The 15,974-nt window shown below is 36.4% G+C and carries 18 protein-coding genes and 1 rRNA gene; 1 reads left to right on the top strand and 18 read right to left on the bottom strand.

Annotated elements, in window-relative coordinates:
* The coding region (locus F9U64_RS23205; protein ID WP_407647346.1) for a TatD family hydrolase at positions 1 to 460 on the bottom strand (460 nt) is incomplete at its 3' end.
* Positions 461 to 904: 444 nt separating this feature from the next.
* Positions 905 to 2,845 carry a methionine--tRNA ligase gene (gene metG / locus F9U64_RS19700; RefSeq protein ID WP_153406611.1) on the bottom strand — a complete coding sequence of 647 codons (1,941 nt, stop codon included), beginning with the start codon at positions 2,843 to 2,845 and terminating at the stop codon, positions 905 to 907.
* A gap of 305 nt (positions 2,846 to 3,150) precedes the next feature.
* Here metG and F9U64_RS19695 point away from each other — a divergent pair, with 305 nt between their 5' ends.
* The gene (locus tag F9U64_RS19695; protein ID WP_089743990.1) at positions 3,151 to 3,429 is read left to right on the top strand and encodes an AbrB/MazE/SpoVT family DNA-binding domain-containing protein; all 279 of its coding nucleotides are present in this window, start codon (positions 3,151 to 3,153) and stop codon (positions 3,427 to 3,429) included.
* 101 nt (positions 3,430 to 3,530) lie between these two features.
* On the opposite strand, the gene F9U64_RS19690 is transcribed toward F9U64_RS19695, so the two are convergent.
* The 16 genes from F9U64_RS19690 to rrf form a co-directional block, all read right to left on the bottom strand.
* Positions 3,531 to 4,532, bottom strand: a complete 1,002-nt coding sequence (locus tag F9U64_RS19690) for a LacI family DNA-binding transcriptional regulator (protein WP_323125860.1) — start codon at positions 4,530 to 4,532, stop codon at positions 3,531 to 3,533.
* A gap of 72 nt (positions 4,533 to 4,604) precedes the next feature.
* Positions 4,605 to 5,429 (bottom strand): carbohydrate ABC transporter permease, encoded by an 825-nt coding sequence (locus F9U64_RS19685; protein WP_194287448.1) that lies wholly within the window; start codon positions 5,427 to 5,429, stop codon positions 4,605 to 4,607.
* A 7-nt stretch (positions 5,430 to 5,436) separates the two neighbouring features.
* Positions 5,437 to 6,318, bottom strand: a complete 882-nt coding sequence (locus F9U64_RS19680; RefSeq protein WP_153406608.1) for a carbohydrate ABC transporter permease — start codon at positions 6,316 to 6,318, stop codon at positions 5,437 to 5,439.
* A gap of 62 nt (positions 6,319 to 6,380) precedes the next feature.
* A complete protein-coding gene (locus tag F9U64_RS19675) occupies positions 6,381 to 7,619 on the bottom strand; it encodes a sugar ABC transporter substrate-binding protein (protein ID WP_153406607.1) in 1,239 nt (412 codons plus the stop codon).
* A gap of 263 nt (positions 7,620 to 7,882) precedes the next feature.
* A complete protein-coding gene (gene rsmI, locus F9U64_RS19670) occupies positions 7,883 to 8,749 on the bottom strand; it encodes a 16S rRNA (cytidine(1402)-2'-O)-methyltransferase (RefSeq protein ID WP_153406606.1) in 867 nt (288 codons plus the stop codon).
* The gene (locus F9U64_RS19665) at positions 8,712 to 9,026 is read right to left on the bottom strand and encodes a GIY-YIG nuclease family protein (protein WP_153406605.1); all 315 of its coding nucleotides are present in this window, start codon (positions 9,024 to 9,026) and stop codon (positions 8,712 to 8,714) included. Before F9U64_RS19665 ends, rsmI begins: the two co-directional genes overlap by 38 nt.
* Positions 9,010 to 9,756: a tRNA1(Val) (adenine(37)-N6)-methyltransferase gene (locus F9U64_RS19660; protein WP_153406604.1), complete on the bottom strand. Its 747-nt coding sequence runs from the start codon at positions 9,754 to 9,756 to the stop codon at positions 9,010 to 9,012. The genes F9U64_RS19665 and F9U64_RS19660 overlap by 17 nt, the downstream gene beginning before the upstream one ends.
* 134 nt (positions 9,757 to 9,890) lie before the next feature.
* Positions 9,891 to 10,238 (bottom strand): DNA replication initiation control protein YabA, encoded by a 348-nt coding sequence (gene yabA, locus F9U64_RS19655; RefSeq protein ID WP_153406603.1) that lies wholly within the window; start codon positions 10,236 to 10,238, stop codon positions 9,891 to 9,893.
* 15 nt (positions 10,239 to 10,253) lie between these two features.
* Positions 10,254 to 11,081 (bottom strand): PSP1 domain-containing protein, encoded by an 828-nt coding sequence (locus tag F9U64_RS19650; RefSeq protein ID WP_153406602.1) that lies wholly within the window; start codon positions 11,079 to 11,081, stop codon positions 10,254 to 10,256.
* 6 nt (positions 11,082 to 11,087) lie between these two features.
* A complete protein-coding gene (holB, locus tag F9U64_RS19645; protein WP_153406649.1) occupies positions 11,088 to 12,074 on the bottom strand; it encodes a DNA polymerase III subunit delta' in 987 nt (328 codons plus the stop codon).
* A gap of 109 nt (positions 12,075 to 12,183) precedes the next feature.
* A complete protein-coding gene (locus tag F9U64_RS19640) occupies positions 12,184 to 12,624 on the bottom strand; it encodes a YaaR family protein (RefSeq protein ID WP_153406601.1) in 441 nt (146 codons plus the stop codon).
* Between the two features lie 24 nt (positions 12,625 to 12,648).
* A complete protein-coding gene (locus tag F9U64_RS19635) occupies positions 12,649 to 12,978 on the bottom strand; it encodes a cyclic-di-AMP receptor (protein ID WP_153406600.1) in 330 nt (109 codons plus the stop codon).
* Positions 12,979 to 12,983: 5 nt separating this feature from the next.
* A complete protein-coding gene (gene tmk, locus F9U64_RS19630; RefSeq protein WP_153406599.1) occupies positions 12,984 to 13,622 on the bottom strand; it encodes a dTMP kinase in 639 nt (212 codons plus the stop codon).
* Positions 13,623 to 13,642: 20 nt separating this feature from the next.
* Positions 13,643 to 15,079, bottom strand: a complete 1,437-nt coding sequence (locus F9U64_RS19625) for an aminotransferase class I/II-fold pyridoxal phosphate-dependent enzyme (protein WP_153406598.1) — start codon at positions 15,077 to 15,079, stop codon at positions 13,643 to 13,645.
* Positions 15,080 to 15,093: 14 nt separating this feature from the next.
* Positions 15,094 to 15,285 (bottom strand): sigma factor G inhibitor Gin, encoded by a 192-nt coding sequence (locus F9U64_RS19620; protein ID WP_153406597.1) that lies wholly within the window; start codon positions 15,283 to 15,285, stop codon positions 15,094 to 15,096.
* Positions 15,286 to 15,578: 293 nt separating this feature from the next.
* Positions 15,579 to 15,694 (bottom strand): 5S ribosomal RNA (gene rrf / locus F9U64_RS19615).
* Between the last annotated feature and the right edge of the window lie 280 nt (positions 15,695 to 15,974).

Genomic DNA, 15,974 nt, shown 5'->3' with positions numbered 1-15,974 from the left:
AATGCATAATGCCTCCAATTTCACTGGCATTTTCCTCTTGTAAGATCGTGATAATGTCTTCAGTTGCTTCACGATTATGAATGATAATCGGCAGTTTTACCTTTTTCGCTAAGCGGATTTGCTTACGAAAGACCTCTTTTTGCACCTCTTTTGGTGATTTGTCCCAATGATAGTCCAATCCCATTTCTCCTAGTGCAACTACCTTAGGATGAGCAGACAGTTCTTCGAGCCAGTCCAGTTCTTTATCTGTCATATCAATCGCATCAACAGGATGCCAGCCAACAGCAGCATAGATATGATCATATGCTTCCGCCAATTCAATTGCTTTTGGAATTGTTTCATGATCAAATCCTACAATCACCATGTATTCAACCCCTGCTTCCTTTGCGCGTGCAATTACTTCTTCCCTGTCTTCATCAAAGTGGCTTACATTTAAATGTACATGTGTATCAAATAACATCGATTTTTCTCCTTTCTTATCAAATCCAATATTCAAGATCATACATAATCTTTTCTTAGAAAGATGCTGAGATATAACAAAAATAGTTAATCTAAAAACCAAACAATAAATACACGAGTGTATCTTCACTAATGTACTAATTTAGATACTGCTCGTACGCCGCTGGGGAAAACACTCGCTTTCCGTGGGCACGATTATCTATTCCACCTGAAAGTCTCTCTTCCAAAGCAGGTATTTAAATTAAATAAAGAATGATCAATCCTGTTTTGAGAAAACAAATTATCCGGACGAATTGAATTGTTGAGTCGTCCGGATTTCAGTATGGACAAACTACTTTTGTCCCTCTATTTGTTTATTATTTCTAGTCGTCAGAATGATAAGCTCAGTTGCTCTTTTTTGCATTATTTTGTTTTAGTTCCTTTTCATCTGTATCCCGTAGGGGTTTTACTTCACTACAGATCCGTTTGGTAAATCAGCTTCTACAGTTGCTAATGATAAGTTGCCATCACTGTCTTCACCTGACAGGATCATTCCCTGTGACATTTCACCACGTAATTTCACTGGTTTTAAGTTTGTTACACAAATAACCTTTTTACCGACAAGTTCCTCTGGTGAATAGTATTTGGCAATTCCTGAAACAACCTGTCGTTTTTCCGAACCAAGGTCCAGCTGGATTTTTAATAATTTGTCAGCTTTTTTAATTTTTTCTGCATGAATAACTTCTGCGACGCGTAAATCTACTTTCATAAAATCATCATATGGGATTTCATCTGTTTCTTCTTCCTTCTTCTCTGGCTCAGGTGTCTTCATTAAATCCTTAATCGTCTGGACTTCTTTCTCTACATCCAAGCGCGGGAAGATGGGATCTTTTTTCACGACAGATGATCCTTCTTTAGAAACACCAAATGATGATAAACTTTCCCAAGTCTTATCTTGTTCCTCTGTCACCCCAATTTGTTCAAAGATCTTTTCAGGTGTTTGTGTTAAGAATGGCTGCAGCAAGATTGCTACCCTGCGCAAACTGTCGACAAGGTGTGCCATCACATTGCCAAGTCTTTGTTTACTGTTCTCATCTTTTGCTAACACCCATGGTTCATTTTCGTCAATATATTTATTCGTCCGGCTGACATATTTCCAAATGTGTGTTAACGCAACAGAAAAGCTCATTTCATCTAATGCTTCTTCGACATTTTTAATCGTTTCTTGTCCTAATTGTTCAAGATCCTCATCATACTTCTCTTCCGCTGATTGAAATGCAGGGATTTCTCCATTAAAGTATTTTTCGATCATTGCTACAGTACGATTAAGCAAATTACCTAAATCATTTGCCAAATCATAATTGGTTCTGTCAACAAATCCCTCTGGTGTAAAGACACCATCAGATCCGAAAGGCACTTCTCTCAGTAAATAATAGCGCAATGCATCTAATCCATATCGATCTGTTAAATCAATTGGATTTACCACATTACCTTTAGATTTCGACATTTTTCCGTCTTTCATTAAAATCCAGCCATGTGCAAATACTTTTTTCGGTAATGGTAAATCTAATGCCATTAACATTATTGGCCAATAAATAGTATGGAAACGAACTATCTCTTTACTCATTAAGTGAACATCTGCTGGCCAGTATTTTTGATAAAGTGAATCATCATCCGTACCATATCCTAGTGCTGTAATATAGTTTGACAATGCATCAATCAATACATAAATAACATGCTTAGGGTCTCCAGGCACTTTAATTCCCCAATCAAAAGTTGTACGGGAGACAGCTAAGTCTTCAAGTCCAGGTTTAATGAAGTTGTTAATCATTTCATTTTTGCGGCTCTCCGGCTGAATAAATTCAGGGTTCTCTTCATAAAATTCAAGTAAACGGTCAACATACTTACTCATTTTAAAGAAATAAGACTCTTCTTTTACCTGTTCAACTGGACCGCCACAATCAGGACAGCGCCCATTCTCTAATTGACGTTCAGTGAAAAAGGATTCACATGAAGTACAATAACTGCCCTCATATTCATCAAGATAAATATCTCCTTGTTCGAGTAATTGAGCAAAGATCTTTTCGACAACTTTTTTATGTCGATCTTCTGTAGTTCTGATAAAGTCACTGTATGATATATCAAGTTTCTCCCATAAATCTTTAATCCCACTAACAATATTATCAACATATTGTTGTGGTGTAACCCCGGCCTCGTCTGCTTTTTTCTGGATTTTCTGGCCATGCTCGTCTGTTCCTGTCAGATATCGGACGTCATAGCCGCGTAATCGTTTATATCTTGCCATTGCATCACCCGCAACAGTACTATAAGCGTGTCCAATATGTAGATTACCACTTGGATAATATATAGGTGTTGTAATATAAAAAGTTTTGTTCTCTTCAGACATTTCCTCTACCTCCTCAAGTACACATTGTACATAAACTTCACAAATTATAACAAGTCTGTTCTTATTGTAGCGATTTTTCTTATACTTTTCCATTATTAATGCAATTTTTACATGATTCGATAAAGATATACATTTATATTGTAGAAAAATAAATGAACTTCTTCTTTTTGGAATTTTTTTATAATTTCTTCAAGGAAATCAGTTTTTTGGTTTGACAATAATGGCAACTAATGGTATTATAACGCTATAGATGTCGAATCTTGCCGAATTTATTTTTTATTTATCGAAAAAAGGGGAGAATAAATATGAAATCAACAGGGATCGTACGTAAGGTAGATGAATTAGGTCGTGTGGTAATTCCGATCGAACTTCGTCGTACTTTAGGAATTAATGAAAAAGATGCACTAGAAATTTATGTTGATGATGAAAGAATTATCTTACAGAAATACAAGCCAAACATGACTTGTGCCATTACTGGTGATATTTCTGATGATAACTTAACATTAGCTGACGGTAAGCTAGTTCTTAGTCCAGAAGGGGCTCAAGTACTTATCGACGAAATTCAAAAAAAATTAAACAAATAAATAATAAATAACAATACAAATAAGATAGATTAAAAAATCCCGCTGCAACATAGCGGGATTTTCCTATTTATTGAAGTTTTCTTTATTATGCGATTAACTGCCTAACCGCTGCCTCTGACAACTAATATCGGATCTACCAAAATAGAGCGGGCCGTTTTCTTTTCTTCTATTAAATCGCTTAACAAATAGGCAGCGAGGAGCCCAATCTTTTCTTTATCCTGCTTTACTGTAGATAAAGTAGGACTTGAAAACCTGCTTGCCTCAATATCATCACACCCCACTATCCGGATATCCTCCGGGATCGATAGGTTTCTTTCTTTTACTGCTGCCATCGCACCCAACGCCATTAAATCAGATGCAGCAAATATTAATTCCGGATATTCATCACAATCCAAAATCTGCTTCATGCATTCATAACCGCTTCGATCAAAAAAGTCACCATAGACAATCCACTCTTCTTTCAGTTTCAGTCCATACCTGTCTATGGCATGCCGGAATCCGCTTTCTCTTAATTCTGTAATATAGGAGTCCTGGTTGCCTCCTATGAATCCTATGGAAGAGATATTATGTAAGTAAGCATGCTGAACCACTTTCTCTGCCAGCAGTCTGTTATCTGTCATTACATACCTGGAGTTGGACCCGCTTAATTCCATATCCACACCAACTACCGGAATCTCGCTCTGGTCTAATTGAATACAACCTTCATCTTTATTATCGCCTGATATAATAAGACAACCGTCCACTTTATAATGTCTGCATCTTTCTAAGTATTCTCCTGTAAATTTTTCATTTGAGAAAAACATAAAGTCATAGCCGATTGTCCCAATATGGTTTTTAAAACTGTTTAATACATGGTTAAAGAAAGGATGCGTAAAATCCACATTGTATTCCCCATCCACGATAATTCCGATGAGATTTGATTTATTAGACGCGAGAGACTGTGCTGAATATGTCGGGTAATAACCTGTTTCTTTTATAATCTTTAAAACTTTTTCGGTGGTTTCCTGACTAATGCTGCCTGTTTTATTCATTATTTTGGATATCGTTGTCGGTGAAACTCCTGCCATTTTTGCAATATCTCTAATTGTATATTTTTTCAACACTATCGCCTTCATCCATATATATTTAGTCTTTTTTTATTATATCATTTGCATTTCCCTTCCCCAACTTATAAATTATTTAATACCTGTCATATTAAATCCTTGTACAATATTGCGCTGGAAGATAGTAAATATAATTAATATTGGTATAACCATAAATGTTGCACCAGCCATTTGCAGTGCAAAACTTGTAGAATACTGGCCTTTTAATAGAGACATTCCGACAGATAATGTATAGAGCTTATCATCATTGGCAATAATCAGCGGCCATAAGAAACTGTTCCAGGCGCCAATAAAGGCAAATATCATCTGAATAGAGATAATTGGTTTAGATAAAGGAAGAATTAAGTTGAAAAATATTCTAAATTCATTTGCCCCATCAAGACGGGCCGCTTCTATCAGATCCATCGGAATTGTTGCCATAAACTGTCGGATTAAAAAAAGACTATATGCTGATATTAAACCTGGCAGTACAATACCAGTCATCGTATTGGTTAATCCCATCGTATTCACCAATAAATATGTAGGAATCATCGTTACCTGGTTAGGGATCATTAACGTTGCCAAAACTAAAAGAAATAATATTTCCTTGTAACGAAAACGGTAAATCGCGAATCCATAACCAGCCATTGTATTAAGAAGTAAACCTATCATAGAGAAAAATACAATAATCATTGTATTATAAAGATAGATATCAAAATCTAATTTATTAAATAAATCGATGTAATTCTGCAGTGTTACATTATTAGGTATCAAGGTCGGAGGAACACTCAATGCTTCTCTTTCTGTTTTAAAAGAGCTTAAAATCATCCAGATAAACGGAATCGACGTTATTAAACCGCCAAGTGCTAAAATAATCCCAACAACCGATACTTCCCATTTCTTGCTCATCATGTTCATCCTTTCATTACTTGTCGGATTTCCTTAAGGTGAATTGCACTAATGTAATTCCTATAATTACCGCGAAGAGGACGAATGAAGCTGCAGATGCATAACCAAACCGGCTATATTCAAATCCCTCCTGGTAAATAAATAACGCCATCGATACGGTTCCATCCAGCGGGCCGCCGCCTGTCATAACAAACGGTTCTTCGAAAAATTGCAGCCATCCAATTAATTTCGTTACAACAACAAAGAAGATAGCAAAACTTAATGATGGCAATGTAACATATTTAAATTTCTGCCAACGGTTTGCTCCATCAATGTCAGCTGCCTCATAATACATTTTCGGTATTGATTGTAATGCTGCCAGAAAAATAATCATATCTACGCCGATACCTTTCCAGACAGCCAGTAAAATAAGGGACAGTTTTGCTACAAAAGGATCTTCCAACCATGGTACTTTCTCTATATCTATCAATGAGAGCAAATAATTAAATAAACCATATTCCTGGTTATATAAAAACCCCCATATTATCGCTACAGCTACAATATTAGTAATGGACGGCATATAATAAATAGCACGGAAACCGGAAAAAAGTGCGCTTGTGCTGTAATTTAATAATAAAGCAATCCCCAGCGACAGACAGATAACTATCGGGACGCCTATTCCTACATACATCAATGTGTTCACAATCGATTTTAAAAATATTGGATCATTAAATAAGCGGCCAAAATTATCAAACCCAATAAAACTTACTTTGGACCAATTGGCAAGTCCCACCAAATCCATATCTGTAAAACTGATAATCAAGGACATGACGATCGGGATAATGGAAAAGATGAATAACAACAAGATTGCCGGGCCTATAAAAATAAATGGCGATATCTTAAAGATTAATCGACTCATTATTTCCCTCCTCTACGGAAAATAAAGTTGCCTCACTTCAAAAAGTGAGACAACTTTGTACATTACTCAGACAGAATTTTTTCCACTTCTTTTTGGTATTCTGCTAAAGCCTCGTCAACACTTTTCCCACCACGGTTAATCTGCTCCAGTGTTTTTAACAATTCTTTGGCCATAAATTCATATTCAGCCATTACAGGGAAAGCTTTCGTCATTTCAATTTGTTCTCCAAAAACTTTGATCATAGGATCGTTTTTAAGAGCCGGGTCTTCCCATGCAGCTTTAACGGTTGGTAAAGTGAATGCTTCCTTATACCACTCTACTTGGGTTTCGGGATCAGCCATATAATTTATGAATGTTAAAGCATCCTCTACTCTTTCAGAACTGTGGAAAACAGAAAAATGGGAGCCTCCAGCTATAGAATTACTCGTTTCTGCTTTTGGCATAACTTTTACATTCCATTTACCTTCTATCTCTGGTGCTTGTTCTTTTATTGTGTTCACCATATAAGGCCCACTAATAAACATCGGATTTGTACCGTCAGCAAACGCCTGGACAGTCTCTTTCCCTGCTTCTAACTGTGCTAAGTCCTCATCAAAAAGCTGATGATAAAGTTCCATAGCCTGTTTGAATTTTGGATCAGCGAAATTTTCTGCGCCTTTACTTATATCGTAGTCCCATCCATGCTCCCAGGCAAACATCATCGGGATATGATGACTTCCCTGGTCAATTTCAAAACCGTTTTTATCCGGTCCTCTTGCAGCTAATGTTCTGGCAGCATCAAGTGTCTCATCCCATGTAGCAGGACCATCAGGATAACCAGCTTGCTCTAAAAGATCTGTACGGTAAAATAGCACGCGCGTATCTATTATGTATGGCACTGCTAATACTTTGTCATTATAAACGGTTGTTTGTGTGGAAGAAGGGAAAAAGTTGTCTTGATTCAAATTCGGATATTCCTCTGATTCTACATATTCAGTTAAATCAAGGAAAGTACCAGCTTCTCCGAATTCAGCAACCCATGTATTGCCGATTTGCAGCACATCAGGGCCTTCACCAGCGGCAACAGCTGTCAATATTTTATCATGAGCATCTCCCCATGGAACGGCAAGCACGTCAGTCTTGATACCATGTTCCTCTTCAAAGTTTTTAGCAAATTCCTTTAATTTCTGTCCTTCTGCACCCATTGCCCAAATCTTCAGCGGTTCTTCAGAAGATGAGGCTGAATTAGATCCACATGCAGTCATAATAAAAGCAAAACAAACAAGTAAACTGGCAATCATAATCCATTTTATTTTTTTCATAAAATCAATCTCCTCTCACATTTAGGTAACCGGTTAACTTGAATTCATTTTAAATTATAAATATTATAATAACAACGATATTTTTGTTAAGTTTACGTAAATTGAAAGTCAGTCCTTATTAAATGCTTATAAATCAAGGTTTAATTGCCAATCTCCGCTTTGAAGTTCCCTGTGCAGCCTGGCTATTCTAAGGTTACCGATAACCCCAACAATGGAAAATTTAATAAAATAAAAACCCTGCATACTTATATGCAGGATCAACATTATTTTGTATGATAAGCTTGATATACTTCTCTTTTGGGAATTCCACGCTGTAATGCCACCGACTTAATGGCAGCTTTACTTGTTATCTCCTCTTCACTGATCAATTTTTCGACATGATCTTTTAAAGATAAATCAATCCACCAACTCTCCACTTCAACAGGTTTTCCTTCAACGACTATACAGCATTCCCCTTTAAAGGTTTCATCTTCAGCCCACTCTGCCAATTCTTTAAGCGATCCTCTTATATACTCTTCGAATTTCTTCGTCAATTCTCTTGCTATACTGACTTGCCTGTCACCTAATGCTTCATATAAATCTGATAATGATGCCGATAATCTATGAGGCGATTCATACAGAATAAAGGTTTTATCTAGTTGTTTTAGATAATCGAGAGCTTCCTTTCTATCTTTACTTTTTCTCGGCAAAAATCCGTAAAAATAGAAATGGTCTGTTGGTAAACCAGAACCTACTAATGCACAGAGAGCGGCATTCGCACCTGGCAGAACAATAACAGATATATCTTGCCCAATGGCCGCTTTTACTACTTCATAGCCTGGATCAGATACACCAGGCATTCCGGCATCACTAACTAAAGCTAATGTTTCCCCGCCAGAAAGTTTATCCAGAATCTCCTGCTGTCGTTCCATTTTATTATGCTCATGATAACTTAACATTGGTTTCTTTATCTCAAAGTAATGGAGCAGCTTTCCTGTATTCCTTGTATCCTCTGCCAATACCATATCAGCTTCTTTTAAAATTCGCAGTGCTCTCATTGTTATATCTTCAAGATTACCGATTGGGGTTGGAACAATATATAATGTACCACTATCATTTGATGCCGTTTGAAAGCTTTTTTGGATTTTCATGATCTCCATACCTTTCTTCAACATTTTCACGAATCAATTGTATCTTTTTGTTTCTTGGTAGTTTCTTTATTTTTGCTTCTAATTGCAATGCTTCGGATTTTGTTTGGCATTTTGATTTGTACACAATCTTCAAAGGGCCACGACCTCTTGTATATTTTGCACCCTTACCATCCATATGCATCTTTAACCTTCTCGGCAAATTAGTTGTGTAACCTGTATATAATGTTTGATCGTTACATTCCAATATATAAACATAATGATCATTGCTTTTCTCCATATAATATCCCTTCTAGTTCTTCTGTATAATCTCCATTCTCCTTACAAGCATAAAGTGGCGGAAGAAGCTTTACACCCGCCTTTCCATCACGAATTGCTTCAATTAGTAAAATATTTGCTTCCTTTTCCCTCTTTGGGTAAACAAAGCGGATTCGCTTTGGTTCCAATTTATATTTTCGAAAAAGGGTCACAATATCAACAAAACGTGAGGGGCGATGTACCATTGCTACTTTCCCGCCTGATTTGGTTAATTGGCTGCACACTCTTACAACATCCTCCAATGTGCAATATACTTCATGTCTTGCGATCGTTAAGTATTCATTTTGATTTTGATGATTCACATTTTCAGTTAAGAAATATGGCGGGTTCACGGTGACATAATCAAATTTATCGTTTCCATAATGACCAGGCATATCCTTAATATCAGCATGAATCATCTGTATCTGATTCTCCAGTTGATTCAATGTAATACTTCTGACAGCCATATCGTATAATCGTTCTTGGATTTCCACTCCCGTAATTGGTAACTTCGTTTTCTTTGATAATAGCAATGGAATGACCCCATTTCCCGTGCACAAATCAATAATTTTTCCTCGTTTGATTGGCACATTGGCAAAATGAGCAAGCAAGGCAGCATCTAATGAAAAAGCAAAAGCGCTTGGGCTTTGAATAATCTTCATTTTTTCGTCTGCTAGTAAATCATCTAATCTTTCATCATCTTTTAAATCCATTTTCAATTACCTCTCTATCTTTGTTTAGTATATCATAACAGTAAATGGTGGAAGAATGCTTGTTGCAATATGGATTAGTATGCAAAAGAAAAAAGGCTGACACAATAGCGCCAACCTTCCTTTTCTATCATTACTTATTTTGTTTTATTAAGGAATAATAAGCAAAATAAGCAGTCGCCATCTTGTCTTGGACTGCCAAAATGGACATTACAAATATGGAATCCTTCCTCATATAAGCGAGCTAAATTATCATAACCTTCGCCTATTGTTAAATCTTGCTCTTCTGTATCAGAATGATTGTCGCTCTTCTCTTCAGACTGTTCTTCCATTCGTTTACGTAAATGGTGGTTCTCCATTTCTAAGCGATGGTTTTCCTCCAGCATATCACGTAATTGCTGCTTCAAATCACCCAATTGCTGGTACAACTGGCCAATTTGCTCTTCCATATGAGAAACTTGTTCAAATAATTCTTTTTTTGTCACGCCTAATCCACCCCATTATTCTGCGGCCTGGGTTTTAATAACTCCTTCTTCCATCAGTTCATCTAGAGTATACTCAACAACACGCTCTTTCTCAGGAATTTCGATCTGAATTAATCTTTCTAATATATTTAATCCTACCACTTTTCCTTTTCCGTAAGAAGTATGAATATGCTCCCCTAAGTCTGGTAATTCTCGTTTTGCTGTCTCATAATCATCATTTTCATATTTCAGACAACACATGAGACGACCGCAAAGACCGGAAATTTTTGACGGATTCAGTGAAAGATTTTGATCTTTGGCCATTTTTATCGATACAGGTTCGAAATCACCTAAAAAAGTAGAGCAGCAAAGCATACGCCCACAAGGACCAATACCGCCAAGGAGCTTGGCTTCATCTCTCACTCCGATTTGCCGTAATTCGATTCTTGTCTTAAACACTGATGCTAAATCTTTCACCAAATTACGAAAATCGACTCTGCCATCAGCAGTAAAATAGAAAATAACTTTATTGCGGTCAAAAGTGAATTCCACATCAACTAAATTCATATCCAAGTGATGTTCCTTTATCTTTTTCTGACAAGTATTATATGCTTCTTCTGCCACTTCCTTATTTTCCAATACTACTGTTTTATCTTGCTCATCTGCCATTCGAATAACTTTTTTCAGTGGTAATACAATATCCTCTTCATCCACTTGTTTATTCGCAACGACTACTTTACCAAACTCAATCCCTCGAACTGTTTCTACAATAACATAATCTTCTGTAGTAAATTTCAATTCGGAAGGATCAAAATAATATATTTTACCCGCTTTCTTAAAGCGGACACCAATAACTTCTATCACTAACATTCACCTCTGTATTTGAAGTGTTAATTGTTCTATCACTAACTGTGGATGCACATTTTGTTCAAGCTTCCTTTTTGCTTCCATGATTGTTTGCAGATGCTTCGTAATATCCTGGATAGACCAATACATACTAGCTTGTTCTAGTTTTTCCATTTGATGAAGAAAAACAATAGAGGAAGGATCGTCCATATGATAATGAATAACATCACGAAACCATACTAACAATAAGTCAAGCCCTTCTTGCAATTGGTTTTTCTCTTTAAAATGCGGCATCCACTGTGTATGCACAAATATTGGCACTTCATCTCGATTATTTTGAAGCATTTCAACTAATTGTACCACTAATTTTCTTGCCTGTGCAAACCAAGTATCATTACTTTTCTCTAAAGCTTCTGCCAAATTTCGCGTGAAAGTAGTCAAAATCCGCGCATTTGCTTCTGTTATCCCTGTTTCCATCAGTTTCAGCTCTAATTGTTTGGAATTAAGCGGTCGTGTTGATAGAATCTGACAACGGGAGCGGATCGTTGCTAATAATGATTGACTGTTTTCAGTCAGAAGAATGGCTGTTGTCTCTTGGCTTGGTTCTTCCAGGAATTTCAATAAGCGGTTGGCTGCATTGTCTGTCATTTTATCCGCATGTTCGATAATGTATACTTTTTTATTCGATTCTAAACCTGTATAGTTAAATTCCTTCTTTAAATGTGCAATTTGCTCTGTTTTTATTGAAGCACCATCTGGTTCGATTTTATGAAGGTCCGGGTGATTCCCGCTATTAATCCTTTTGCAATCCAGACACGTCTGGCATGGCTCATATCCTTGTTTGTTCTTACAAAAAATACTCTTCGCCAGTAATTGGGCAAGTTCTACTTTACCGGTACCTTTATCACCATATATCAGGTATGCATGGGATATTCTGCTTTTCTTAATACTATTTGTTATCATTTTCGATACAATTGGTTGCTGTTGAAACATTTCACTCCAACTATTTATCATGACCTTGCCTACTTTCGTTTATGCTGCCATATGTGCATCTATTGTTAGAAAAAGGATAGATTAGAACTGCTAATCTATCCTTTTCTATCGAAGAGCCGCTCTCTTCTTATGTGTATAAATTAATTAATAAACCTTTTATTTCACCAATTAAATCAAGGATTTGAATAGAGTTCTTTTCCTGATCAAGTACATTTTCGGTTAACTCTACTAACTTCTCATCTATCTCCTGAACAATACTGAGTTTTCGATTATCTCCATCGAGAACAAAGCTGTGTGTTTGCTTTATGCCTAATCCGAAATCAACTGTTTCTTTCAAAAACCTCTTTACCATTCGCTTATATGCAGCTAAATCTTTAAAAGAACGAAATCGTGCAATTTTTAGTCCTTGTGCAGTAATTTCAGACATAAGCTTCGTTAATTCTGCTTGTTTTAACTGTGTTGATTGTGCACGAACCAAATTGTCAAACTGATGACTATTGGATCTTCGCTGATTTTCACCTTTTTTGAGCGAATCCAGTTGTGTTCTCATATCCTGACTGATTTTCACTGAATTAGCCTCCTATCCTCATCACTAAAATTGATGGAAAGCATCAACCGGCACGACAAATACAGTTGCCCCACCAACATCCACATTTATTGGACGCGGAATGTAAGAATCTGCATTCCCTCCTAATGGTGAAACTGGGGATACCATTTGCTTTCGCTGACTGCAATTATCTTTGATCACTGTTAACGCATCGTCGACATGGTCATCTTCGCAACCAACCATTAAAGTTGTATTTCCTTCTTTCAAGAACCCGCCTGTTGATGATAGCTTTGTTGTCTTAAAATTCTTCTCACTCAGTGCGTCAATAAGCCGGGTACTGTCCTTATCCTGAATGACTGCCATAATTAATTTCACAAACGCTACCTCCCATTTTTATTGATAAACTCGCTTATGATACGATATGCATTATTTTGTACAGTAATTATATCAAAACTTGCATCAATTTTCTTTATTCTATGCGGAAACTTTTTAATCAGACTATGATAGGCATCATGAACTTTCTGATGGAAAGATAAATCTTCTACATCTAAGCGATTCACTTCACGATCTTTATTACTTTCAATTCTTAATAAGCCATTTTGTGGTGTAATATCTAATAATAGTGTTAAATCAGGCATATAATCATCGATGGCAAACTGATTGATTTGATATATCTCTTCTATCCCAAGTCCTCTGGCGACACCTTGATAGGCTAAACTGCTGTCTATAAATCGATCACATAGCACAATTTTCCCTTCATTGAGAGAGGGGATCACCGTCTCCACAAGATGCTGTCTCCTTGCTGCTGCATACAATAATGCCTCTGTTCTGGCATCCATCTCGGTGTGTGCCTTATCCAATATAATTTCTCTGATCTTTTCAGCTATAGGAATACCACCTGGTTCCCTTGTAACAATTACCTCATGTCCTTCACTTTCCAGCTGGTGTGCTAATTGGGAGATGACGGTTGTCTTACCAGCACCCTCTCCACCTTCAAATGTAATAAATAATCCTGACAATACGAATTCTCCTTCAAGATCTAATCAAAAACGAATAGTCCACTCATTTCTTTTGATGGGTGAAATGAAATATCATTTGTTCTGAGTTGTTTTATCCATTCCACATGTTCTCTTGTTATTTTTTCCCCTTTTGCAATTAAAGGGATTCCTGGTGGATATGGAATGACTGCTTCGCTTGCTACACAACCAACACTTTCATCTAGCTTTACCCATTTTACTTTTTTCTTTTTCATTTCATGATAAGAAAATGACAGTGCACCCGTTTTATAAATATTATTTTTAATGTTATCATTTATTTTATCATGTTTTTCTGTCCATTTGCTGGAATTTTGCAATTTTACTTTCACATTTTCCACTGCTGTTTGTAATTCAGCCAATGGAATAGTGGGTTCCATTCCAAAAATAAATAAAATATCATGATTTGTTTTCAGTTCAGCATAAATATTTTCTGTTTCAAAGTGATGAAAGATGTCATCAGCAGAAACTCTTGGTAATGCCTTTATTACTAGTTTTAAAGGATCTTCCACCCTTTCTAACTTCCACCATTCATTAGAGTGTAATGTGTTCCTTACATCTCCCATATAGTCTCTCATCACTAAATACTTTTCCCATGTATAATTAGCTAAATAATGTCTCGCTATATCCAGACTTATCATGATTAAATAGGAGGGGCTGCTAGATTGTAATATTGATAGATAGTGGATGATTTTCTGTTTATTTACCTTACTATCTTCGGGAATATGCAAATAAGCCCCCATAGTGAGAGCAGGTGTCATTTTATGAGCAGACTGGACAACAACATCCGCACCCAGACGCACGGATGATTTTATTTGAAAAAAAGGGACAGAAAAGTGACAGCCATGGGCCTCATCTATTAATACAACCATGTTATATTGATGAGCTATTCTGATAATCTTTTCTAACTCATATGTTTTCCCGAAGTAATCTGGATATGTTAGTATGATAGTTTTTGCATCAGGATAATTTCTGCATATGGTTTCTATCGTCTCTACAGAAGGATTTTCATACCGGTTGGTTTGTTCACTATAATTAGGCTCGAGGAAAATTGGCCTTGCCCCTGCTAACTCAAGTCCATTCAGAATGGACTTATGGCAGTTTCTTTGGACTAAGGCCAAGTCTCCAGCTTCACATGTCGCTAGAATCATTGCTAAATTTCCCACAGTACTACCGTTTACTAAAAAGAATGTTTCTTCTGTTTGAAACCATTCTGCAGCAAGCCCCTGAGCTTGTTTAATTACCCCATCAGGAGCGTGCAAGTCATCAAGGCCCGATATCTCTGTTAAGTCCAGCTTGGTAACTTCTTTAAAAAAATGATATCCTTTTGGATCTAATACTTGTCCATTTTTATGACCTGGGACATGCAGAGAAACAGGCGACTTTTTTGTATGTTCCATTACTTTATCTAGTAATGGCGTTTTTATTTGGTTGTTTGACATTCTATTACCTCATTTTATATCGTAAATGTCGATTGATTAATAGCTCTTAATTTTTTTACATAAACTGAATATGCAGCATCATCTGGTTCTGTTGTCACAATATCTTTTTCACATTCTGAGCAAATAAATAATTGGTATAAATAAATTCCGTCATCCTTTGGCTTATCACAAACTCCGCAATGGTTGGTAACTTGTTTATTATTCATTATCCACACCTCCATTACTTATTGTTGCCAATCTATGAAAATATATTCGTATAATATCAAATTTTCAATACTTACTTTTTTCACGTGAAACATTTTATCATTTTTTAACTTTTTTTATCATTATTTGATGATTTGTGGATTACTTTAAATACACATACATACAATTATATATTCCAAATCTATTATATTTTCACATATAAATCAAGATCATTTGTTCATTACTTCTTTACAGTTTCTATTATGGAAAAATACAAAAAACTCTTAGCTATTAAAACTAAGAGTTTTTCTAAGTTGCCTGGCAGCGTCCTACTCTTGCAGGGGCAAGGCCCCAACTACCATGGGCGCTGAAGAGCTTAACTGCTGTGTTCGGCATGGGAACAGGTGTGACCTCTTCGCTATCGTCACCAGACAATATATATAATTGTGGTAAATATACCATCAAAACTAGATAAGAAATTATGAACAAGCAACAAACATTCGTTTAAATTTAGGCTAGTTCAAGCTCCTAATAGCTAGCGTATAGTTAATCCTTCCCTTTGTACAGAAAACCACTGTACAATGGTCAGGCTTATCTATCCGTACGCTATTGGACAGTCGCCTTCACTTTTTATTTTTAGTTAAGTCCTCGATCGATTAGTATTCGTCAGCTGCACATGTCACCATGCTTCCACCTCGAACCTATCTACCTC

Source organism: Gracilibacillus oryzae, from assembly GCF_009498735.1.
Classification (GTDB): Bacteria; Bacillota; Bacilli; order Bacillales; family Amphibacillaceae; genus Gracilibacillus; species Gracilibacillus oryzae.
This window is presented reverse-complemented; position numbering and strand designations above follow the sequence as displayed.

What these genes read in the sequence shown, in the direction of transcription:
- metG (WP_153406611.1), bottom strand. Translation starts at nt 2,845, where the DNA reads ATGTCTGAAGAGAACAAAACTTTTTATATTACAACACCTATATATTAT.
- F9U64_RS19695 (WP_089743990.1), top strand. Translation starts at nt 3,151, where the DNA reads ATGAAATCAACAGGGATCGTACGTAAGGTAGATGAATTAGGTCGTGTG.
- F9U64_RS19685 (WP_194287448.1), bottom strand. Translation starts at nt 5,429, where the DNA reads ATGAACATGATGAGCAAGAAATGGGAAGTATCGGTTGTTGGGATTATT.
- F9U64_RS19680 (WP_153406608.1), bottom strand. Translation starts at nt 6,318, where the DNA reads ATGAGTCGATTAATCTTTAAGATATCGCCATTTATTTTTATAGGCCCG.
- F9U64_RS19675 (WP_153406607.1), bottom strand. Translation starts at nt 7,619, where the DNA reads ATGAAAAAAATAAAATGGATTATGATTGCCAGTTTACTTGTTTGTTTT.
- rsmI (WP_153406606.1), bottom strand. Translation starts at nt 8,749, where the DNA reads ATGAAAATCCAAAAAAGCTTTCAAACGGCATCAAATGATAGTGGTACA.
- F9U64_RS19665 (WP_153406605.1), bottom strand. Translation starts at nt 9,026, where the DNA reads ATGGAGAAAAGCAATGATCATTATGTTTATATATTGGAATGTAACGAT.
- F9U64_RS19660 (WP_153406604.1), bottom strand. Translation starts at nt 9,756, where the DNA reads ATGGATTTAAAAGATGATGAAAGATTAGATGATTTACTAGCAGACGAA.
- F9U64_RS19625 (WP_153406598.1), bottom strand. Translation starts at nt 15,079, where the DNA reads ATGTCAAACAACCAAATAAAAACGCCATTACTAGATAAAGTAATGGAA.
- F9U64_RS19620 (WP_153406597.1), bottom strand. Translation starts at nt 15,285, where the DNA reads ATGAATAATAAACAAGTTACCAACCATTGCGGAGTTTGTGATAAGCCA.